At 62.4% G+C, this 19,040-nt stretch carries 20 protein-coding genes and 1 tRNA gene; 9 read left to right on the top strand and 12 right to left on the bottom strand.

What is annotated here, in order from left to right; translation table 11 throughout:
* Positions 1-18: 18 nt before the first annotated feature.
* Positions 19-103, bottom strand: a tRNA-Leu gene (locus SFY93_RS17185).
* Positions 104-313: 210 nt separating this feature from the next.
* Here SFY93_RS17185 and SFY93_RS17180 point away from each other — a divergent pair.
* Entirely contained in the window at positions 314-1,570 is a 1,257-nt protein-coding gene (locus tag SFY93_RS17180; protein WP_320443972.1) for a multicopper oxidase family protein, read from the top strand.
* Between the two features lie 6 nt (positions 1,571-1,576).
* Here SFY93_RS17180 and SFY93_RS17175 read toward each other — a convergent pair whose 3' ends face one another.
* Complete coding sequence (locus SFY93_RS17175) at positions 1,577-3,073, bottom strand: NAD(P)H-hydrate dehydratase (protein WP_320443971.1); 1,497 nt, start codon at positions 3,071-3,073, stop codon at positions 1,577-1,579.
* Between the two features lie 442 nt (positions 3,074-3,515).
* Here SFY93_RS17175 and SFY93_RS17170 point away from each other — a divergent pair, with 442 nt between their 5' ends.
* Positions 3,516-3,854, top strand: coding sequence for a P-II family nitrogen regulator (locus SFY93_RS17170; protein ID WP_068730910.1), 339 nt, complete (start codon positions 3,516-3,518; stop codon positions 3,852-3,854).
* 188 nt (positions 3,855-4,042) lie between these two features.
* Positions 4,043-5,452 carry a type I glutamate--ammonia ligase gene (glnA, locus tag SFY93_RS17165; protein ID WP_068730911.1) on the top strand — a complete coding sequence of 470 codons (1,410 nt, stop codon included), beginning with the start codon at positions 4,043-4,045 and terminating at the stop codon, positions 5,450-5,452.
* Between the two features lie 77 nt (positions 5,453-5,529).
* Here glnA and SFY93_RS17160 read toward each other — a convergent pair whose 3' ends face one another.
* Positions 5,530-6,216, bottom strand: a complete 687-nt coding sequence (locus SFY93_RS17160; protein ID WP_320443970.1) for a hypothetical protein — start codon at positions 6,214-6,216, stop codon at positions 5,530-5,532.
* Positions 6,217-6,338: 122 nt separating this feature from the next.
* On the opposite strand from SFY93_RS17160, the gene SFY93_RS17155 reads away from it, so the two are divergent.
* Positions 6,339-7,478 (top strand): AI-2E family transporter, encoded by a 1,140-nt coding sequence (locus tag SFY93_RS17155; RefSeq protein WP_320443969.1) that lies wholly within the window; start codon positions 6,339-6,341, stop codon positions 7,476-7,478.
* Positions 7,479-7,555: 77 nt separating this feature from the next.
* Here SFY93_RS17155 and SFY93_RS17150 read toward each other — a convergent pair whose 3' ends face one another.
* From SFY93_RS17150 to SFY93_RS17125, 6 genes are all read right to left on the bottom strand, one after another.
* The gene (locus tag SFY93_RS17150; RefSeq protein ID WP_092142187.1) at positions 7,556-7,852 is read right to left on the bottom strand and encodes an antibiotic biosynthesis monooxygenase family protein; all 297 of its coding nucleotides are present in this window, start codon (positions 7,850-7,852) and stop codon (positions 7,556-7,558) included.
* 78 nt (positions 7,853-7,930) lie between these two features.
* Positions 7,931-8,164, bottom strand: coding sequence for a hypothetical protein (locus SFY93_RS17145; RefSeq protein WP_320443968.1), 234 nt, complete (start codon positions 8,162-8,164; stop codon positions 7,931-7,933).
* 39 nt (positions 8,165-8,203) lie between these two features.
* Positions 8,204-9,448 carry a GGDEF domain-containing protein gene (locus SFY93_RS17140; protein WP_320443967.1) on the bottom strand — a complete coding sequence of 415 codons (1,245 nt, stop codon included), beginning with the start codon at positions 9,446-9,448 and terminating at the stop codon, positions 8,204-8,206.
* Between the two features lie 244 nt (positions 9,449-9,692).
* On the bottom strand, positions 9,693-10,169 hold the full coding sequence (gene rpsI, locus SFY93_RS17135) for a 30S ribosomal protein S9 (protein WP_320443966.1): 477 nt from the start codon (positions 10,167-10,169) through the stop codon (positions 9,693-9,695).
* Positions 10,169-10,633 carry a 50S ribosomal protein L13 gene (rplM, locus tag SFY93_RS17130; protein WP_320443965.1) on the bottom strand — a complete coding sequence of 155 codons (465 nt, stop codon included), beginning with the start codon at positions 10,631-10,633 and terminating at the stop codon, positions 10,169-10,171. Before rplM ends, rpsI begins: the two co-directional genes overlap by 1 nt.
* A gap of 151 nt (positions 10,634-10,784) precedes the next feature.
* Positions 10,785-11,216 (bottom strand): PaaI family thioesterase, encoded by a 432-nt coding sequence (locus tag SFY93_RS17125; protein ID WP_068730919.1) that lies wholly within the window; start codon positions 11,214-11,216, stop codon positions 10,785-10,787.
* 76 nt (positions 11,217-11,292) lie between these two features.
* On the opposite strand from SFY93_RS17125, the gene SFY93_RS17120 reads away from it, so the two are divergent.
* The 3 genes from SFY93_RS17120 (at position 11,293) to SFY93_RS17110 (ending at position 14,145) form a co-directional block, all read left to right on the top strand.
* Positions 11,293-12,114, top strand: a complete 822-nt coding sequence (locus tag SFY93_RS17120; RefSeq protein WP_320443964.1) for an enoyl-CoA hydratase — start codon at positions 11,293-11,295, stop codon at positions 12,112-12,114.
* 5 nt (positions 12,115-12,119) lie between these two features.
* Positions 12,120-12,716 carry a CoA-binding protein gene (locus tag SFY93_RS17115; RefSeq protein ID WP_120290062.1) on the top strand — a complete coding sequence of 199 codons (597 nt, stop codon included), beginning with the start codon at positions 12,120-12,122 and terminating at the stop codon, positions 12,714-12,716.
* Positions 12,717-12,864: 148 nt separating this feature from the next.
* A complete protein-coding gene (locus tag SFY93_RS17110) occupies positions 12,865-14,145 on the top strand; it encodes an O-acetylhomoserine aminocarboxypropyltransferase (protein WP_068730964.1) in 1,281 nt (426 codons plus the stop codon).
* 136 nt (positions 14,146-14,281) lie between these two features.
* On the opposite strand, the gene SFY93_RS17105 is transcribed toward SFY93_RS17110, so the two are convergent.
* Positions 14,282-15,091 carry an FTR1 family iron permease gene (locus SFY93_RS17105; protein ID WP_320443963.1) on the bottom strand — a complete coding sequence of 270 codons (810 nt, stop codon included), beginning with the start codon at positions 15,089-15,091 and terminating at the stop codon, positions 14,282-14,284.
* A gap of 119 nt (positions 15,092-15,210) precedes the next feature.
* Positions 15,211-16,302 carry a COX15/CtaA family protein gene (locus SFY93_RS17100; protein WP_320443962.1) on the bottom strand — a complete coding sequence of 364 codons (1,092 nt, stop codon included), beginning with the start codon at positions 16,300-16,302 and terminating at the stop codon, positions 15,211-15,213.
* A 166-nt stretch (positions 16,303-16,468) separates the two neighbouring features.
* Between SFY93_RS17100 and SFY93_RS17095 the strand changes: the two genes are divergently transcribed.
* Positions 16,469-16,693 carry a DUF2842 domain-containing protein gene (locus SFY93_RS17095; RefSeq protein ID WP_175367111.1) on the top strand — a complete coding sequence of 75 codons (225 nt, stop codon included), beginning with the start codon at positions 16,469-16,471 and terminating at the stop codon, positions 16,691-16,693.
* On the opposite strand, the gene SFY93_RS17090 is transcribed toward SFY93_RS17095, so the two are convergent.
* A complete protein-coding gene (locus SFY93_RS17090) occupies positions 16,690-17,727 on the bottom strand; it encodes a polysaccharide deacetylase family protein (RefSeq protein ID WP_320443961.1) in 1,038 nt (345 codons plus the stop codon). The two genes, SFY93_RS17095 and SFY93_RS17090, sit on opposite strands and share 4 nt — an antisense overlap.
* A 126-nt stretch (positions 17,728-17,853) precedes the next feature.
* On the opposite strand from SFY93_RS17090, the gene SFY93_RS17085 reads away from it, so the two are divergent.
* A complete protein-coding gene (locus tag SFY93_RS17085; RefSeq protein WP_320443960.1) occupies positions 17,854-19,035 on the top strand; it encodes a GNAT family N-acetyltransferase in 1,182 nt (393 codons plus the stop codon).
* Positions 19,036-19,040 lie beyond the last annotated feature (5 nt).

Below are 19,040 nucleotides of genomic sequence, written 5' to 3'. Positions count from 1 at the left end.
TCAAACGCTATGTGCGCTTGGTGCGGGCGGAGGGACTCGAACCCCCACAACTTTCGTCACTGGAACCTAAATCCAGCGCGTCTACCAATTCCGCCACGCCCGCGAAAAACATCATGTCCGGCCGCGATGTCGCGAGCGGCGGGCTTATAACATGGGGACCGTGGTTCGCAGCAAAAAAATGGTCACATAGCAGCTTACTTGCCGCAGCCCCGGCAACTGGACTTTGGCGCGGCAAAATGGTCGGGATTTGGGCATGACGAACCGTTGTCTCTCCCTCACGCGCCGGACCCTGCTTGCAGGCGCCGGGAGCGCGATGATCGCCCCGATTCTGCCCCGGATCAGCCTCGCGCAAGCCGTCGCCGCGCTGGGACTGCAGGCAAAGGCCGGTCCCTTCCCGGTGAAGCCCGGCGCCTCCACTGAGGCGTGGACGCTCCACTCGGCCCAGAAGGGTCCGCTGCGCTTCAACCGCGACGACGAGATCACAGTTCAACTCGCCAATCAGCTGCCTGTCCCTATCGCCCTGAACTGCCGGGGCATTAACGGCGTGACGGGGATTGCGCCGCTGCTCGACCGCAAGCCGGTCGCAGCCGGGGCCAGGGACGCGTTCAAACTGCATCTGCGCAGTGCCGGGACGTCGTATCTGGATATGCGCCTGCTTAGCGACGGCCAGGCGCTGCCGTCGCAGGTCCGCAGCGTCGTCGTCCAGGAGAGCGATCCGATCGAGGTTGACCGCGACGAGGTGCTGCTGATCGAGGACTTCCGCCTCAAGCCAGACGGCGGTCTGCTCGCCCCCGGCACCGATCCGAAAGACGCGGCCGCACTGTTCCTGATCAACCGGAAATCCACGCTGGAGCTGTCGGCCCGGGTCAATGAACGGCTCAGGCTCCGTCTCATCAATGGCTGCCAACGCAATGTGGTTGCTATGAAATTCGACGATCACGAGGTCCGCGTGATGGCCATCGACGGCCAGCCCTCGGAGCCATTCCCTGCCCGTAATAATCAGGTGGTGCTGGCGCCCGGAACCCGGGTCGACGTCTTCCTCGACGCCGTCAGGCCGGCGGGATCGACCTCGGCGATCCTGCTCCATGACGGCAAGTCAGCCCGGCCGATCGGCCAGATCAAAGTGTCCAACGATCCGCCGCTACGGGCCACACCCCTGCCGGCCGCCGCGCCGCTGCCCTCCAACGGTTTGCCCGCTCAGCTCGATCTCAAGGGCGCGCTGCGCGTCGATATGGCCCTGAGCGCCGTCAGTCCCGAATGGCTGAAGCCGGTCGATCTGTCCGCCAGCACGCCGCCGGCATTCCGGACCAAGCCCGGCCGCACCGTGGTGCTTGCGCTGACCAACCGGGCCACCAGCCCGATGGTATTCCAGATCCACGGCCATCACGTCCGCCTGCTCGACAGGCTCGATGACGGCTGGAAGCCATTCTGGCTCGACACCCTGGCGCTGGACGTCGGCCAGACCCAGCGCATCGCCTTTGCCGCCAACAATGTCGGGCGCTGGCTGATGGAGGCCTTCGTCGCTGACTGGGCCGCCCCGCGGCAGGTCCGCTGGTACGGCGTCGACTAGGCCTTCTCAGTACTGGATACCGAGCTGGTCATAGAGCCGACGGAACACCGCCGGCAGCACCTCGGTCAGATCCTCGGCGATCAATCCGGGGCCGGCTTCGCTGCCCGCCTCGCCATGCATCCAGACGCCGATACAGGCGGCCTCATAGGCCGGAACGCCTTGCGCCAGCAGCGCGCCGATAATGCCGGCCAGCACATCGCCGGAACCGGCAGTCGCCAGCCATGGCGGCGCATTGGCTGATACGGCAGCCCGGCCATCCGGCGACGCCACGACCGTATCCGGCCCCTTCAATAGCACGATAGCACCTGACTTCTGCGCCGCCAGACGAACCCGCTCCAGTTTAGATAACGCTGGATATTCCACCTCCACCTTACTGAAGATGCGTGAAAATTCACCTTCATGAGGCGTCAACACGACGCCGGATTCCGGGCTGGCCTTGATCAGATCGAACAGCCGTTCGGGCGCCTCCGCGAAGCTGGTCAGCGCATCCGCGTCGAGCACCGTATGCCGCTTCGTGGCCAGGATGGCCTCGACGAACATGCGCGTCCGTTCGCCAACACCGGCCCCCGGCCCGATCACGCAGGCTGACACCTTGCCGCCGATCAGCGCGGCGAACTCTGCCGACGTATCCACCGGCCGCACCATCACCGCAGTCAGCGCGGCGGCATTGATCGCCAGCGCATCGCGCGGCGACGCCACCGTCACCAGCCCGGCCCCGCCGCGCAGCGCCGCGCGGGCCGACAGCCGGGCGGCGCCGGTGGCGGCGATGTCGCCGGAGACAACCACGACATGGCCGCGCGAGAATTTGTGGCTGTTGATTTTCGGCACCGGAAACGCGTCGGCCCACAGGTCCGGATTGTTCTCGAAGGTCTGCGGGCGGATTTCCGCCAGCACATCCTCGTCGATGCCGATGTCGATCACCCGCAGCCGGCCACAATGCACCCGGCCCGGCACCAGCAGATGGCCCGGCTTGGGCCTGAAGAATGTCACGGTCTCGGTCGCCCTGATAGCGCCGCCCATCACGGCCCCTGAATCGCCGTTGATACCGCTCGGCAGGTCGACAGCCAGCACGGGCACGCCGGCCGCATTGATGGCGTCGATCATGATCAGTGGATCGCCCTTGACCGGACGATTGAGCCCGGCGCCGAACAACGCATCGATGATCAAAGCCGGCTGCCCGATCAAGGAGGGATCACAGGGCAGCACCTCACCCTTCCATCCCTTGGCAGCCAGCGCCGCATCGCCCTTCAGCGTTGCCCGGTCGCAGAGCACGATCACTGAAACGTCACGCCCCTGCGCCGCGAGCTCGGCCGCCGCGACGAAGCCATCGCCGCCATTGTTGCCACGACCGGCAACGACCAGGATCGCTCCCTCCTCGGCCAGCTCGCCCGCCACATCCGCGACCGCCCGTCCGGCGGCGCGCATGAGTTTGAAGCCTGGCGTGCCCGCCGCAATCGTGAGTTGATCAGCGCGCGCCATCTCGTCGGTCGTTAGAATATCCATCTCGCTTCTCACTACGCCTTTTTAGAAGGCACTCGCGTCACACGCGAACGCAGCAGAGTAAAACTGCACATCACGCGATCATCTTGATCACTATGTAGGCAAAAGTAGTCGAATACTCTTGATGCGAACCTCGTCAGGTGCGATGTAATAACCTGATAATGCTTCAAAAATAGCCGAGGAGCGAACTTGGCACGGACCCTGCTTTTAGGGAAGCCAGCTTCGGGTCCGTCGCGCTCACCGGCAAATGTTGAAAGACACCTGTTCAAGAGACAGGGGTGGCCGACCGTCTACCGCATCGGGCGAGATTTCGTCTGTGCGGCGTGGCGGCAGCGTAATAACGCCCGAAATTGGGTATCGAACAGTGTGCGCACAACGCGCAATGGTCAAAGCTACTTGAGGCAAATAACTTGCGGCCTGATTGGAAGTGCCGGGGAGACGTTCAGTGAAAAAGATCGAAGCCATCATCAAGCCCTTCAAGCTGGACGAGGTGAAAGAGGCTCTTCAGGAAGTCGGGTTGCAAGGCATTACCGTCACGGAAGCCAAGGGCTTCGGCCGTCAGAAGGGCCACGCCGAACTTTATCGTGGCGCTGAATACATCGTCGACTTTCTACCCAAGGTGAAGATCGAGATCGTGATTGGCGACGACCTCGTCGAAAAGGCGATCGATGCCATCCGTCGCGCCGCACAAACCGGCCGCATTGGTGACGGCAAGATCTTTGTGTCGAACATCGAGGAAGCCGTGCGCATCCGTACCGGCGAGTCCGGACTCGACGCGATCTGACGGACTGGACGCTCTCCAAGCCGGGTGCTATCCGACATTCAACGCTTCAAGGCGTCACCAAAAGGGCTGCTTCGGCAGCCTTCTGTGTTGACGGTTTGTCTTGTTGAAAACATGCCGTTGTGACCTGATCGTCACGACAGATTGTTACGTCCCGGAAATCGGCCCGCAAATTAAAGGTAGGGAGCCCCATGACGACCGCCAAAGAAGTCCTGCAGTCCATCAAGGACAATGACGTCAAATACGTCGACCTGCGTTTCACCGATCCCCGCGGCAAGTGGCAGCACGTGACCTTCGACGTCTCGATGGTCGATGAAGAAATGTTTGCCGAAGGCACCATGTTCGACGGTTCCTCGATCGCCGGCTGGAAGGCGATCAACGAGTCCGACATGATGCTGATGCTGGATCCGGCAACGGCGACGATCGATCCGTTCTTCGCAGAGACCACCATGGTCATCACCTGCGACATTCTCGAGCCCTCCACCGGCGAGCCCTATAACCGCGACCCGCGCGGCATCGCCAAGAAGGCCGAAGCCATGGTCAAGTCCATGGGCATCGGCGACACCGTGTTCGTCGGTCCGGAAGCCGAATTCTTCGTGTTCGACGACGTCCGCTTCTCGAGCGACCCCTACAACACCGGCTTCAAGCTCGACTCGTCCGAATTGCCGACCAACTCCGGCACCGAATATGAAGGCGGCAATCTCGGCCACCGCATCCGCACCAAGGGCGGTTACTTCCCCGTCCCACCGCAGGACTCGGTGCAGGACATGCGCTCGGAAATGCTCGGCGCGATGGCGCGCATGGGCGTCAAGGTCGAGAAGCATCACCACGAAGTGGCGTCCGCCCAGCACGAACTCGGTATGAAGTTCGACACGCTGACCTACATGGCCGACCAGATGCAGATCTATAAGTATTGCATCCATCAGGTCGCGCACATCTACGGCAAGACCGCCACTTTCATGCCGAAGCCGGTCTTCGGCGACAACGGCTCGGGCATGCATGTGCACCAGTCGATCTGGAAGGACGGCAAGCCGACCTTCGCCGGCAACAAGTATGCCGATCTCTCCGAGACCTGCCTCCACTACATCGGCGGCATCATCAAGCACGCCAAGGCGATTAACGCCTTCACCAATCCGTCGACCAACTCCTACAAGCGTCTGGTCCCCGGCTACGAAGCCCCGGTGCTGCTCGCCTACTCCGCGCGCAACCGTTCGGCCTCCTGCCGTATCCCCTACACCACCAACCCGAAGGCCAAGCGCGTCGAAGTCCGCTTCCCGGATCCGATGGCCAATCCGTATCTCGCTTTCGCCGCGATGCTGATGGCCGGTCTCGACGGCATCAAGAACAAGATCGATCCGGGTCCGGCCATGGACAAGGACCTCTACGATCTGCCGAAGGAAGAGCTGAAGTCGATCCCGACGGTGTGCGGTTCGCTCCGCGAAGCCCTTGAGAACCTCGACAAGGACCGCGGCTTCCTCAAGAACGGCGGCGTATTCGATGACGACTTCATCGACAGCTATATCGAGCTGAAGATGACCGAAGTGATGCGTTACGAAATGACGCCGCACCCGGTCGAATTCGACATGTACTACTCGCTGTAATTCCCTCCGGAATTACATCGAAACGATTGAGGCGCTCCGGCAACGGGGCGCCTTTTTCGTTGCGCCTCTCCTGGCGGCTATTTCCGGGCGAGAGCCATCGCCGGTTCAGGCGCGTTCGGGAAGCCGATCGCCGCAAGCGCCCTGGCTGCCTCCCCTTCGCTGGCGGCCCACGGCAATTTCGCGGTGACACCGCGCGTGACGGGTTCGCCGAGACCCCCGCCGAAATCGATCGGCCACAGACCATTCGGCACCGCCTCCACCGTGACGCCGCGCAGCCGCGTGCCAGGGCCGAGGGGCGACAGATCATCCGGTTGCAGCCGCCGCGCCGTCGATGCATCCCGGGGGTCTGTGAAACTGGCCAGCACCGGCATCAATTCGCCGGTGACCGGCACGGCGCCGGTCTGGCTGCTGACGTCGCGAAAGGCGATCTTGCGCCCCGCCGCCTGATAGGCGCGCATCGCCACGAAATTGGCGCCGTCGAAATCGGCGCTCCCCTTGTCGTCATGCAACATCAGCGCGGCAAGATTCCTGCCGCCGCCGAGATCGACGACCACGGCATCGCCCCGTGACGTCACCTTGCCGGCAGGTTGGTAGCCCCGATAGGGATGCACGGAGACGACATTCGAGGCCGACTTCAGGCCATCCGGCGTTTCGATCTCCATGGTCAGCCGATATTTGTGCGCGGGCCGGTTGATCCGGATCTGATCGCCGATCACCAAGGCAGCGAGCAGTCCGAGCGGACCGACCCATTTCAGCATGTTCATTACTATTGGCCTCCCCCATCGGCCATGCACGATCGCGACGGAGACGTCAAAGCGGCGATATGTCTTGATCCCCGATGCAATTGACGGAACAGTGAAAGTCCAATCGATGCAGAGGATCCACCGTGCCCGCAGAAGCCAATGTCCAGACGCGCAGCGACCTGACCTGGGCGATCACGGCGGGCGGCATCGCCACGGTGTCCTTCGCGATCCTCATAGGCTTCGCCTGGTACTTCTCGGGAACGCTATTCCTGATCTTCGCAGGCATCCTGCTCGGCGTGGCGCTCAATGCGCTGACGGAATTATCCGGGCGCTTCATGGGCGGCCCGCATCCAATGCGGCTCGTCATGATCTGCATTGTGCTCGCCGCGATGCTGGTGGGCGTGATGTATCTGGGCGGGTCGACCATCGCCAATCAGGCCAAGACGCTGTCCGGCACCCTCAAGTCACAGGTCGTCAACGTAAAGACCTATCTTGAGCAGCACGGCGTCGACACCAGCTATTTCGATTTCAACAGCATCACGTCGGATACGCCCGCCGAGCCCGGCACGTCGCCCGCCACCTCAACGCCGAAGTCGGGTAGTGGCCTGCCGAGCGCCGGCACCATCGCATCATCAGGCGGCGCCATTGTCAGCCAGACACTGAAGATCCTGCTCGGCACCGTCGGCGCGGTCGGCAACTTCTTCATCGTGCTGTTTCTGGGCCTGTCCTTTGCCGCACAGCCCAGCGTCTATCGCAAAGGGCTGTTGCATCTCACGCCGGCGAAGCATCGCGCGCCGATGACGGTCATCGTCGATCGCATCAGCGACACGCTGCAGCGCTGGCTGATCGCGCAGATGCTCACCATGGTGGTGGTCGGCGCCATTACCTGGATCGGGCTGAAGCTGATCGGGATTCCCAGCGCCTTCATTCTCGGCGTTCAGGCCGGCCTGCTCGCCTTCATTCCCACCGTTGGCGCCCTGCTCGGCGGGTTGATCGTCGTGCTCGCCAGCCTCGCCTCGGGCTGGGTCGCCGCCGCGTCAGCCTTCGCGCTGTTCATGGGCGTGCATGCGTTGGAGAGCTACATCCTGACCCCGATCCTGCAGCGGCAGGCGCTGGACATTCCGCCCGCCACGCTGTTCGCGTTCCAGATCCTGCTCGGCGTGGTGTTCGGCGTCTGGGGCCTCGCACTGGCGCTGCCGGTGCTGGCGATCGTCAAGGTCGTCATCGACTTCATGCGCGAAGAGGACGAAGCCTCTGCGCAGGATAAGGCGATGGCGGCGTAAGGCGGACTACGCGGAGTTTATCATCGGGCGCGTTTCGCGCGACCCGTTGGCTAATCCGCCTTACCTACTGATCGAACTCAGGTGGTCAGCACAGTCTCGGTGTGCTCGACATAAGGCGGCGTTTCGAAATACGGGCCGACCAGCGCGCGCCATTCGGCGAAATCGGGCGAACCACGGAAATCGACGGTGTGGTTTTCGAGGGTTTCCCACTTGGCGACGAGACGGTAGCGCGAGGGCATCTCGACCGACTTGTGCAGCTCAAAACCCTTGCCACCCTTGGCGCGGAGGAACAGCGGCTTCGCCTTGGCGACGGCCGCCTCGAAATCCTTCTCGGTGCCCGGCTTGACGTCGATCTGTGCGATTTCAGTGATCATGGTTTCCCGACCCTTTGTTTTGCGGTCGGTGTCTTTACCGCAAAGTCGGGGTTCGGTGAAGGAGCCGCCGAAAAGTGATCAGGCGAACAGCAGAACCGTGCCGGCGACCATGACGCAGCAGCCGATGAAAGCGACGACCGGCAGTTTGCTGTGCTGCGCGCCGTAGCGCCCCTGCGCACGACGCTCGGTGATCAGCGCGGTCTCGTATTCGTCCGAGCTCGAAAACATGCAGGCAAAGCCGGCACGGGCCGAGGCAGCGGCCGCTTCGAGCGACATCAAAGCAGTATTGGAGGTCGAGTCAGACGAGGTCATCATGCGATGACCATAGGGATCGAATGGTAAACGGATCCTTTATCGCGCGCCGCTTGCCGTCATCGTGACCGCGGCCCGCACGACGCTCGGCTTCGCCGCTTGCCCGATCGCCGCAGCGCGGCGCCCCTGCTCCAGCGACAGCGGTTCTTCTTCCGCCGCCTGCACGCGGTTACGGCCGCTGCGCTTGGCCTGGTAGAGCGCAGTGTCCGCGGCAGCCAGCAGGACGTCGAGTTCAGTGCCGGCCGGTCCGCCGGCCACACCGATACTCACGGTGGTCGCGACCGGCGCCTCGTCGACCTGGATGCCGCAGGTCGCAAACGCCTCGCGCACGCGCTCGGCCGCCTGCATCGCCTCGTCCAGGCTGCAGGGCAACATCGCCGCAAACTCCTCGCCGCCGATGCGGCCCGACAGATCGGTAATCCGCAGCGTATGCGTGATGACCGTGGCGAACAGTTTCAGCACCTCGTCGCCGGCGGGATGGCCGAAGCGATCATTGATCGACTTGAAGTGATCGATGTCGAAGATCATCACTGTGACCGGGCGGCCGGCTTTCGCCTCGCGCTCGATCATCCGCGCCGTCGCCTCGGAGAAGCCGCGGCGGTTGAACAGGCCGGTGAGCGGATCGCAGGATGCCGCGACCTTGTGCGCCGTGACCGCGCGCTCGGACACCAGCATGAAGATCAGGAACACCGTGCCGACCGCATAGAGCACGAGCTCGATGGCAAAGGCCGTGACCCAGATGCTGCTGCCGAAATTGCTATGATCGCCATGCAGCAGGTCGCCGAGCAGGATCGGCAGCATCAGCACGAAACCATGCAGCATCGGCACCAAAATGGTCGGCCAGCGCCGTTGCACCGCCTTGCGGCGCTCGTTCCACAATTCATGGGCCGTCAACATCGCATAAAGCGCGACGATGCCGGCGCCGATGGTCATGCGCAGCGACGCGGCCTCAGCCGGCAGGGCGAAGATGACCGCGATCCAGGCGATGGCGCCGAGAAACAGGCCAGCCCAGCTCGGGCTACGGCCATGGAACACGCGCGCAGCGTTCCACACCATGCCGCAGGCCACGAAGCCCACGGCATTGAATGCCAAAGACAGCACGTCACCCAGGAGCGACGCGGCAAGTGTCCACAATGCGACCGATACGGCGCCGAGCAGGTAAGCCAGCCCCCACCAGTTGAGGGCCGCGATCTTTTCCTGTCGTCCGAAGAACAGCAGCATCCCGCCCAACATCGCCGCAACCAGGGTTGCCACCAAATAGAGCGTGGAAGAATCGAGCGACATATTTGAGCACCGGCAATTGTTGCGAGATTTCCAAACCATCATGATTCGGACTGGCCTCTTCGCCATCATCGAACATACGAGTGTACCGATTGGAAATCCGTTTGCGCGCCCGCACAAGTTTTCACGAAAAACTGCATCAATCTGTCGGTATCCGGAATGTACCGGAACGCAAAAAGGGCGCCCGAAGGCGCCCTTTTCAAAATTGTATTCACCGCATTTGCAGCAAATTTTATCGAAGCAGAAATTAGCGCTTCGAGAACTGGAAGGACTTGCGGGCTTTCGCCTTGCCGTACTTCTTGCGCTCGACGACACGCGAGTCACGGGTCAGGAAGCCGCCCTTCTTGAGGACGCCGCGCAGATCAGGCTCGAAGCAGGTCAGAGCCTTGGAGATGCCGTGACGCACGGCACCGGCCTGGCCCGACAGACCACCACCGGCAACGGTACAGATCACGTCGTACTGGCCAGCGCGGGCCGCAGCGACCAGCGGCTGCTGGATGAGCATGCGCAGCACCGGACGCGCGAAGTACACTTCGACTTCACGGGTGTTGACCACGACCTTGCCGGCGCCCGGCTTGATCCAGACGCGGGCGACAGCGTCCTTACGCTTGCCGGTCGCATAGGCGCGGCCCTGCTTGTCGATCTTCTTCACATACTTCGGCGCATCAGGAGCCGACACCTTCAGTGACGCCAGCTGGTCGAGAGACTGCATGGTATCCGACATTATGCGACCCTCTTGTTCTTGCGGTTCAACGCGCCAACGTCGAATGCTTCTGGTTGCTGGGCCTCGTGCGGGTGCTCTGCACCGGCATAAACACGCAGATTGCCGAACTGGACGCGACCGAGCGGGCCACGCGGGATCATGCGCTCAACGGCCTTCTCGACAACGCGCTCCGGGAAACGACCTTCGAGGATCGACTTTGCAGTGCGCTCCTTGATGCCGCCGATGAAGCCGGTGTGGTGATAGTAGACCTTGTCTTCACGCTTGCGGCCGGTGAAAACCACCTTGTCCGCGTTGACGATGATGACATGGTCGCCGCAATCGACATGCGGGGTGTAGGTCGGGAGGTGCTTGCCGCGCAGCCGCATTGCGACCAGCGTGGCCAGCCGGCCCACCACGAGACCAGTGGCGTCGATGACGATCCACTTCTTCGTGATCTCGGCGGGCTTTGCCGAAAACGTCTTCATTGTGAATATCCATGAAAAGGGGATATCGGCGGTGATCCGCCGAACTGAGCGCGTTTCTAGATAGAGAACCGGATTCCGTCAATGCCAAATATGACTGAATTCACCAGTTAAATCATTACGTTATAATTATGGTTCTATAATACCCTTGGAATTACCCAACGTTCGGAATGGAATAGGTCGACGTTACATGGGCGATCGGATCGGCCGAAGTGCCTGACAACAGGGTCACTTCACCCACCGCGAGGCGTTTTCCGAGCTTCAGCAGCTTGGCGGCTGCCAGCACATCCTGCCCCGGCAGGCCCTTGCGCAGGAAATTGATGTTCAGGCTGGTGGTCACCGCGAGACCGACCGGACCGATGGCCGACAGCAGCACGACGTACATGGCAAAATCGGCCAGGGCCATCAGTGTCGGCCCCGATACCGTACCGCCCGGCCGCAGCATGCGTTCGCCATAGGTCTGGCGCAGCAGGCAAGTGGTACCATCAGCGCTTTCAATCGCGATATCGCCGGCACCAAAGGCCTGCGGGAACTCGCGCTTCAGAAACGCCTCGAGTTCAGCCACGCTCATTTTCGCAGTCGCCATGTCTCTACCCTGCTCTCGCTTGTGCCGTCCTGTTACAATATGGTGACGGTCCTGCCCAGCGATGGAATCTCAAGTCATGGTTCAACCAGCACGCGCGGAAACAGCGCGGCCATCCATTCTTCTGCGTGAAACGGTCGGCAGCATCGGCGTGTTGACGCTGAATCGTCCGGCCGCCCGCAACAGTCTCTCCGAAGGACTGATCGGCGAATTGCACGCCGCCCTCGATGACCTGGCCGGCGACAAGACCGTGCGCGCCGTGGTGATCGCCGCCAACGGCTCGGTCTTCTCCGCCGGACACGACCTGAAAGAACTTACCGCGCGACGTACAGACACCGATCGCGGCCGCGCCTATTTCGCGCATATGATGACGATCTGCAGCGCCATGATGCAGGCCATCGTGCGTCTGCCGAAGCCGGTGATCGCAGCGGTGCACGGCGTCGCCACTGCCGCGGGCTGTCAGTTGGTCGCGAGCTGCGATCTCGCTATCGCCTCCGAACACGCAAAATTTGCGACGCCCGGCATCGATATCGGCCTGTTCTGTTCGACGCCGATGGTGGCGCTGTCGCGCAACGTGCCGCGCAAGCAGGCGATGGAAATGCTGCTCACCGGCGAGCCCATCTCCGCCACCCGCGCCCGCGAGATCGGCCTGGTTAACCGCGTGGTGCCTGCCGGCACCGAACGCGATGCAGCGATCACGCTGGCAGAGCAAGTTGCGCGCAAGTCGGCGCATACGGTCAAGATCGGCAAGGAAGCCTTCTATCGCCAGGCCGAGATGAACCTCGCAGACGCCTATCGCTTCGCCGCTGAAGTGATGACCGAGAATATGATGGCCCGCGATGCCGAGGAAGGCATCGGCGCGTTCATCGCGAAGCGCGAGCCGAAGTGGGAAGACCGGTAATTGAAATGAACCACGACAGCTACAACGACGCCTATATCCGCGAGATCCTCAACACCGTCAAAACCGTCGCGATGGTTGGCGCCTCCCCGCAAAACGTGCGGCCGAGCTATTTCGTATTCAAGTATCTCGCCGAACGCGGCTACGACATGATCCCGATCAATCCCGGCCAGGTCGGCAAGAGCCTACTGGGCAAGCCGTTCGTCGCCTCGCTGCAGGAGATCGGTCGCCCGGTCGACATGATCGACATCTTCCGCAGCGCCGAGCATGTCATGCCGATCGTCGACATCATACTGACGCTCGATCCGCTGCCCAAGGTGGTCTGGATGCAGCTTGGCGTGCGCCATGATGAGGCCGCCGCCAAACTTGAATCCGCAGGCATCAAGGTGGTGATGAACCGCTGCCCCAAGATCGAATATGGCCGACTGTCGTCGGAGATCCAGTGGATGGGTGTCAATTCGCGCACGCTCAGCTCCAAGCGCGCGCCGATCCCCACCCAGGGCATGCGGCTGTCGCTGAATCGCAGCAGCCTTGGCGGTGGTAGCACCGCTGCGGCCGATCGCGTTGCGCAGCAAAATAACAAGGACAAGAACGACACCGCCTGACGGTGCGTTTCGCGATTTTATTTCCTTTGAAATGACACAGCGCAGCACGACTGTTGCGAAGTCAGGGCAAAATGCCGCCTCGCCTTGACGGCAGCGCCGCGCCCGATCAGGTTGGCGCCAACAAACCGCTATTCGACAGGGAGTGATGATGAACGATCGTATTCCAGGCTTCGGCACCCTCGCCGTCCATGCCGGCGCGCAGCCCGACCCGACCACCGGCGCGCGTGCGACGCCGATCTATCAGACCACTTCGTTCGTCTTCAACGATGCGGATCACGCCGCCTCGTTGTTCGGCCTGCAATCCTTCGGCAACATCTATACGCGCATCACCAATCCGACCACGGCTGTCCTCGAGGAACGCGTCGCAGCGCTGGAAGGCGGCACGGCAGCCCTCGCCGTCGCGTCCGGCCATGCCGCGCAGCTCGTGGTGTTTCAGCAGCTGCTGCAGCCCGGCGACGAATTCATCGCCTCGCGCAAACTCTATGGCGGTTCGATCAACCAGTTCAGCCATGCCTTCAAGAGCTTCGGCTGGAACGTAGTGTGGGCCGATCCCGATGACGTCCCCTCGTTCGAGCGCGCGGTGACTGACAAGACCAAGGCGATCTTCATCGAGTCCATCGCCAATCCTGCCGGCTCGATCACCGATATCGAGGCGGTCGCGGCCGTGGCCCGCAAGGCCGGCGTGCCGTTGATCGTCGACAACACGCTGGCGACGCCCTATTTGATCAAGCCGATCGACCACGGCGCCGACATTGTCGTGCATTCGCTGACCAAGTTTCTCGGCGGCCACGGCAATTCGCTCGGCGGCATCATCGTGGACGCGGGCACCTTCGACTGGTCGAAAGGCAACAAATATCCGGTGCTGTCAGAGCCGCGTCCGGAATATCATGGCATCAAGCTGCAGGAGACGTTCGGCAACTTCGCTTTCGCCATTGCTTGCCGCGTACTCGGCCTGCGCGATCTCGGTCCGGCGCTGTCGCCGTTCAACGCATTCCTGATCCAGACCGGCATCGAAACGCTGCCGCTGCGCATGCAGCGCCACAGCGACAATGCCAAGGCGGTCGCCGAATGGCTATCGGCACATCCGAAAGTGGCGGCGGTGAATTATTCGGGATTGTCGGATAACCGCTATCACACCCTCGCCCGCAAATATGCGCCGAAGGGCGCGGGCGCGGTGTTCACCTTCAGCCTGAAGGGCGGCTACGACGCCGGCGTCAGCCTGGTGTCGAACCTGAAACTGTTCTCGCATCTCGCCAATGTCGGCGACACCCGTTCGCTGGTGATCCACCCGGCCTCGACCACGCACAGCCAGCTCGACGACGAAGCCAAGACGCGCTCCGGCGCCGGACCCGACGTTGTCAGGCTGTCTGTCGGCATCGAGGACAAGGAAGATCTGATCGCGGATCTCGAACAGGCGCTGAACGCGTAAGGACCACACACTGTCATTCCGGGGCGGGAGCGGCGAAAGCCGCGGACGAACCCGGAATCTCAATATGGCCTGGCTGAACATGACGGGATTCCGGGTTCACACGCGCAAAGGTGCGCGTGTGAACCCGGAATGACAATCAACCCTCGGCGCGCATCGCTTTCGCTTCGCGGATCAAGCGTGCATTGCGCTGGAACACCGAATAGGTCGCCAGCGCGAACAGCACCACCAGCAACTGGATCGACAGCGCTTCCAGCGTCGGATTGAAACCGATCGCCGTCAGGAATGCGCTGCCTGGCGCGTCGGTGACCCCGATCATCGCCTGTTCCTGGAATTCCTGGATCGCTTCGCCGATGAACTTGATGCCCATCACGAACAGGAAGGCCGAGGTGATGATGAACAGCGGTCGCAGCGGGATGCGCTGGGCGATCATGTTGATGAAATAAAACAGCACGACGAGACCGGCGGTCGCCGCCGCCAGACCCCCGAACAGTCCGACGCTCCAGCCGCCTTCGGTGGTCGCGAGCGTGTTGATGAACAGCACCGTCTCGGCGCCCTCACGAAACACAGCCAGAAATGCCAGCATCGCGACGGCGAGACCGGTATCCTGCGCGAGCGCCTGATCCGCCTTCGCCGCCAGATAATCCTGCCAGCCGCGCGGATCCTGCTTCACCATCAGCCAGCCGCTGACATAGAGCATCAGGCCTGCAGCAAACAGGATGACGATGGCTTCAAAGACATCGCTGTGATCGCCGGAATTGAACACCGCAAAGACCCAGGCTGCGATCAGGCTGGCGAGGATCGCCGCCAGCGCGCCCAGATAGAGCGCGGTCACGCGATGGCCGCCGCCGGATTTGCGGAGATAGCCGGCCAGCGCCGCGATCACGAGCATGGCCTCAAGGCCCTCGCGCAGCAGAATGACGGCAGCCTGAATGAATGCGGAGGACATGACCCAATCCCGTGTGGCGGTGCATCGTATCTATTGCGCGGCACGCATGAGCGAAAGCCGCGCAGCCACACGACTGCGTCAACTCCGTTACAATCGTTCTAGTCGGTGACGCGTCGGAGCTAGGCGGCCTTGCCGACCGCGAGGTCGAGCTGACGCTCCGTCAGTGCCGCCCCGCGCGGCTTCATCCGCTCCACCTGCAGGATCGCCAGCGTCAAAACCACGATCGCGACCGCCTGATGCGTCAGCGCCAGATCGATCGGCACCTGATGCAGCAGCGTGAGAATGCCAAGCGCAGCCTGCACCGCGATCGATGCCGCCAGCCACAGCGCGCCGTTGACAACCGGTGCCCCTGCCCGCGCGCGGATCGCATCGATCACATGCCAGATCGCCAGCGCGAACAGCACATAGGCGGTCATGCGATGCTGGAACTGAACCGTCAGCGTGTTGTCGAACATGTTGCGCCACCACGGGTCCTCGAAGAACAGCCGCGACGCAGACGGGATCAGCGCGCCGTCGATCTCCGGCCAGGTGTTGAAGACGCGACCGGCGCGCAGACCCGCGACCAGCGCACCGAAATAGATCTGCAGGAAGGTCAGCCCCAACAATACCCAGCTCGTCACGCGCAAGCGACTTGCCGTCAGCACCGGCGCGCGGTCGCCGAGGCGGCGCAGCGTCCAGACGATGGCGGCGAAGATGATCAGTGCCAGCATCAGATGCGCCGCGAGACGATATTGCGAGACTTCCACGCGCTTGGTCAGGCCCGAGGCCACCATCCACCATCCCACCGCGCCCTGCAGGCCGCCAAGGCCGAAGATCACCCACAGCCGCTTCTTCAGTTCCGAGGTCAGGATACCGCGCCACAGGAACCAGAGGAACGGCAACAGGAACACCATGCCGATGACGCGGCCGAGCAGACGATGGCTCCATTCCCACCAGAAGATGGTCTTGAACTCATGGAGCGTCATGCCGCTATTCAGTTCGCGATATTGCGGGATCTGCTTGTAGGCCTCGAAGGCCGCGATCCAGTGCGATTCATCGAGCGGCGGAATGGCGCCGGTCACCGGCTTCCATTCGACAATCGACAGGCCGGATTCGGTGAGCCGCGTCGCGCCGCCGACCAGCACCATCGCCACGATCATCGCGGCGACGGCAATCAGCCACCAGCGCACCGGGCGTAATTCCTTGTGGCGGGTTTGGGACGAAGCGGTCATCGCAGGGGTCTCGGAACAGCCGCAAAATCAGCGACAAAATCAGCGCCAAAAACCCAGCGCCTTGAATGAAATTTCGAGCCCCTTATAGTCCGCCCGCGAAGGCCTGCAAAGTTGGGCACTTTGCCTACCCCGATCTCAGACCGACTTTGGACCGCACATTTCCGTCATGACCATCCGCACGCGCAAATTCTTCGGAACCATCTTTCTGCTGATCCTCGTGGTGGTGTGGTCGCTGCTCGGCATGACCATCGCGCAAACCCCCTGGCTGGCCAATAACGGCTGGCTGCAGGCAGCCTTCTACGTCATCGCCGGCCTCGGCTGGGTGCTCCCGGCGATGCCGATCATCAGCTGGATGGGCAAAGCCGATCCTGTGGATCCCGAGGTCGGCTAGCGCTGCGCGCCCGCACCAAGCATCACGCCGGATACCATCACCCGCAAGGCCCGCAGCGATTGCCGCCGGCCGTCCCAGGCCAGCCGCGGCAGTGCATGCAGATCCGATCCACCATTGGCCTCGATGACACCGGGGAGCGATGTCACGGCGCTGGCAAAGCCGGCCTGCGCCACCATCGCGACGTGACGCTTGTCGAATGAGGCTTTATCGCCGAACGGATAGGCGAAATGTCGCGGCTCATAGGGAAGCGCGGCCTGTGCCACGGCCCGCCCCATGGCGATCTCGCGCGATGCCGCGCTGTCGCCGAGATTGGCGAGCGCCGGATAGTTGACCGTGCTGCTGCCGATCATCGCCTGCGGATTGCCCGCAAACGTGGCCACATGGTCCCAATGCATCGCAGCATGATGTGACAGGGTCGCATTATCGACCGAATAGCGTTTGCAGAGATCGTCCGCCGCGACGGCCAGTTCGTGCGGAGGCAACGTCCGCATCCAGCTATCGAGGTAATAGTAGGTGCGATATTTGTCGGCAGTCGTGGCCGTTTCGAAATGCCGCTGCCGGTGATCGATGATCAGGCTGATGCGATCATGTGTTGCGATCGCCTGCTCCAGCGCCAGCCACCACATGGCGCCGAGCCCATCGGCAAAGGCGCTCGGCAGATAGAGCGTGAATGGCACCTCATGCGCCTGAAGCAGCGGATAGGCGAAATCGATGAAGTCGCGCGTGCCGCCATCGAAGGTCAGCGCAACGAAGCTCCGTCCCGCGCGCGGCGCACTGGCGCGGCGACACACCTCGTCCATGCCGACGATATCGACGGGCCAGCGCTTCAGCGCGCGAATGGCACGGTCGAGAAACCGCGGCGTGATCTCGTGGGATCGCAGCGGCTGGAAGGCGTCCTGCCGCGGCGATCGCACGCGTTCGAATTTGAGAATGATACCGGCGCCGCCATATGCGCGTTCCAGCAGACGATGCGCACCACTGAGATAAGTCAGTTCGAAGGCAAGTGCCGCGCCCCAACCGGTCTTGTATGACACCGCAGATTCTCCCAAGCGGCGTCATGCCTCTCGCCAGTCGGCTATTGTCATTACTGTTTGTTGACATTTCTTTGCAAAGGTCGCCCCAAACCTAAAAATCTAAACAAAATCTGAAACAGGCTCGCGATGACCATGGCTGCTGTGATGGAAACACCTGTGGCGATGGCAACTGCGAGCCACATCGCGCGCGTCGATGTGACCAGCGATTTCAGCGCCGCCGAAGCCGTCTGGCGCAGCCTTGAGACGTCCGAACAGCTTTCCACGCCCTATCAGCGCTTCGACTTCCAGTCGGCCTGGCAGACCCATATCGGCGTCCAGGAAGGCCTGAAGCCCTTCATCGTCGTCGCCTATGACGCCGCGCATCAGCCGCTGATGTTGTTGCCGCTCGCCGTCAGCCGCGAAAACGGCATGCGCGTCGCCGGCTATCTCGGCGGCAAGCACGTCACCTTCAACATGCCGCTGTTCCGGCGCGACTTCGCGGCGCAGGCGACAAAGGCAGATATCGACGCACTGCTGCGGGGAATTCAAAAGCACACCGAGACGGTCGACGTCCTCGCGCTGGTCCGTCAGCCCAAAAGCTGGATCGGCATCGACAATCCGCTCGCGCTGCTGCCAAGCCAGGCCTCGACCAATGATTGTCCGGTGCTGAAGATGGTGCCCGGCGAAGCCGCGACAGATCGGATCAGCAATTCATTCCGGAAGCGCCTCAAGACCAAGGAAGGCAAGTACCGAAATCTTGCCGGCTATCGCTACATGCACGCGAAGACGGAGGCCGAGGTCACACGCGTGCTCGACGCCTTCTTCGCCATCAAGCCGCTGCGCATGGCCGAACAGAACCTGCCCAATGTATTCGCCGAGCCCGGTGTCGAAGCCTTCATCCGCCAGGCCTGCGCGACGCCGCGGGCGGATGGCTACACCATCGATATCCACGCGCTCGCATGCGACGAGGAAGTGATCGCGATGTTCGCCGGTGTCGCCGACGACAGCCGCTTCTCGATGATGTTCAACACCTACACCATGTCGGAGAATGCGAAATACAGCCCCGGCCTGATCCTGATGCGCACCATCATCGATGCCTATGCCGAGCGCGGCGTGACCTCGCTGGATCTCGGTATCGGCGGCGATGACTATAAGCGAATGTTCTGCAAGGACGACGAGCCGATCTTCGACAGTTTCGTGCCGCTCACCACGCGCGGCAAGCTCGGCGCCATGGGCCTGTCATCCTTCGCCCATGCCAAGCGGATCGTGAAGCAGACACCAGCCCTGCTGCAGATGGCGCAGATGCTGCGCCACGCATTTCAGCGCTGAACACC

The organism is Tardiphaga sp. 42S5 (assembly GCF_034044155.1).
In the GTDB taxonomy this organism is placed as follows: Bacteria; Pseudomonadota; Alphaproteobacteria; order Rhizobiales; family Xanthobacteraceae; genus Tardiphaga; species Tardiphaga robiniae.
Note: the sequence above shows the minus strand (reverse complement) of the source record. Positions and strands in the feature narration are given on the sequence as shown.

Bases quoted from the DNA above. Each gene is read 5' to 3' on its own strand.
- SFY93_RS17120 (WP_320443964.1), top strand. From the start codon at position 11,293: ATGGTTCAACCAGCACGCGCGGAAACAGCGCGGCCATCCATTCTTCTG.
- SFY93_RS17180 (WP_320443972.1), top strand. From the start codon at position 314: ATGATCGCCCCGATTCTGCCCCGGATCAGCCTCGCGCAAGCCGTCGCC.
- SFY93_RS17115 (WP_120290062.1), top strand. From the start codon at position 12,120: ATGAACCACGACAGCTACAACGACGCCTATATCCGCGAGATCCTCAAC.
- SFY93_RS17150 (WP_092142187.1), bottom strand. From the start codon at position 7,852: ATGATCACTGAAATCGCACAGATCGACGTCAAGCCGGGCACCGAGAAG.
- SFY93_RS17145 (WP_320443968.1), bottom strand. From the start codon at position 8,164: ATGACCTCGTCTGACTCGACCTCCAATACTGCTTTGATGTCGCTCGAA.
- SFY93_RS17140 (WP_320443967.1), bottom strand. From the start codon at position 9,448: ATGTCGCTCGATTCTTCCACGCTCTATTTGGTGGCAACCCTGGTTGCG.
- SFY93_RS17105 (WP_320443963.1), bottom strand. From the start codon at position 15,091: ATGTCCTCCGCATTCATTCAGGCTGCCGTCATTCTGCTGCGCGAGGGC.
- glnA (WP_068730911.1), top strand. From the start codon at position 4,043: ATGACGACCGCCAAAGAAGTCCTGCAGTCCATCAAGGACAATGACGTC.
- SFY93_RS17160 (WP_320443970.1), bottom strand. From the start codon at position 6,216: ATGAACATGCTGAAATGGGTCGGTCCGCTCGGACTGCTCGCTGCCTTG.
- SFY93_RS17100 (WP_320443962.1), bottom strand. From the start codon at position 16,302: ATGACCGCTTCGTCCCAAACCCGCCACAAGGAATTACGCCCGGTGCGC.
- rpsI (WP_320443966.1), bottom strand. From the start codon at position 10,169: ATGTCGGATACCATGCAGTCTCTCGACCAGCTGGCGTCACTGAAGGTG.
- SFY93_RS17085 (WP_320443960.1), top strand. From the start codon at position 17,854: ATGACCATGGCTGCTGTGATGGAAACACCTGTGGCGATGGCAACTGCG.
- SFY93_RS17095 (WP_175367111.1), top strand. From the start codon at position 16,469: ATGACCATCCGCACGCGCAAATTCTTCGGAACCATCTTTCTGCTGATC.
- rplM (WP_320443965.1), bottom strand. From the start codon at position 10,633: ATGAAGACGTTTTCGGCAAAGCCCGCCGAGATCACGAAGAAGTGGATC.
- SFY93_RS17125 (WP_068730919.1), bottom strand. From the start codon at position 11,216: ATGGCGACTGCGAAAATGAGCGTGGCTGAACTCGAGGCGTTTCTGAAG.
- SFY93_RS17110 (WP_068730964.1), top strand. From the start codon at position 12,865: ATGAACGATCGTATTCCAGGCTTCGGCACCCTCGCCGTCCATGCCGGC.
- SFY93_RS17175 (WP_320443971.1), bottom strand. From the start codon at position 3,073: ATGGATATTCTAACGACCGACGAGATGGCGCGCGCTGATCAACTCACG.